Origin of the sequence: Clostridium sartagoforme AAU1, from assembly GCF_000401215.1 — a bacterium.
GTDB classification, from domain to species: domain Bacteria; phylum Bacillota; class Clostridia; order Clostridiales; family Clostridiaceae; genus Clostridium; species Clostridium sartagoforme.
In genome coordinates this window covers 1-575 of the sequence record NZ_ASRV01000280.1, presented here as the reverse complement: position 1 = coordinate 575, position 575 = coordinate 1, and the positions used below count along the sequence as shown (strand labels likewise).

The following is a 575-nucleotide window of genomic DNA, read 5'->3' as shown; positions in this document are numbered from 1 at the left end:
ATAAAATAAAAGTTAGAAAAAATCTGGATTTCAGTGGTGTAAAAAATATACACTATGAATTTTATTCATAGTGTATATTTTTAGCTTTAAATTATTTATTATGATTTAGGTATAATACTAATTACTTACTAAAACTATTATTTAGTTTCTTGTTTTGCATATATTTCTTCATAAGTTTTTTGTTCATCATTCATATTTTTTACTATTTCTTCTGATTTTTCTCTTCTACATTTTTTATTTAGCATGCATGCTAATCCATCCATGTACAACACCCCTTTAAATGTTCTTTTCTTTAATGTTATTATACTATATTATAATCAATTTATCAATAAAAGTTCCTAAATAATAATAGTTATTATTATATCAAGCCTGATAATTAATAAATTATCAAATAAGATAAGAAAGTAGCATATAAGTTAATAAATCATATAGTTAATAATAGATATTCTACACTTCATTAAATTATTTTAAAGTACATAGTATTTAAGTAAAGTTAGCATTTCAGTAAATTATATAAGAAATATATGCACTTAATTTAACTATTTTATTTAAATAAGCTTATTAGCTTTTAATCT

1 protein-coding gene is annotated in these 575 nt (G+C 19.3%); it reads right to left on the bottom strand.

The window, feature by feature from the left end; translation table 11 throughout:
- Nucleotides 1-137: 137 nt before the first annotated feature.
- Nucleotides 138-263 carry a hypothetical protein gene (locus tag A500_RS21840; protein WP_278245148.1) on the bottom strand — a complete coding sequence of 42 codons (126 nt, stop codon included), beginning with the start codon at nucleotides 261-263 and terminating at the stop codon, nucleotides 138-140.
- Between the last annotated feature and the right edge of the window lie 312 nt (nucleotides 264-575).

What these genes read in the sequence shown, in the direction of transcription:
- A500_RS21840 (WP_278245148.1), bottom strand. Translation starts at nt 263, where the DNA reads ATGGATGGATTAGCATGCATGCTAAATAAAAAATGTAGAAGAGAAAAA.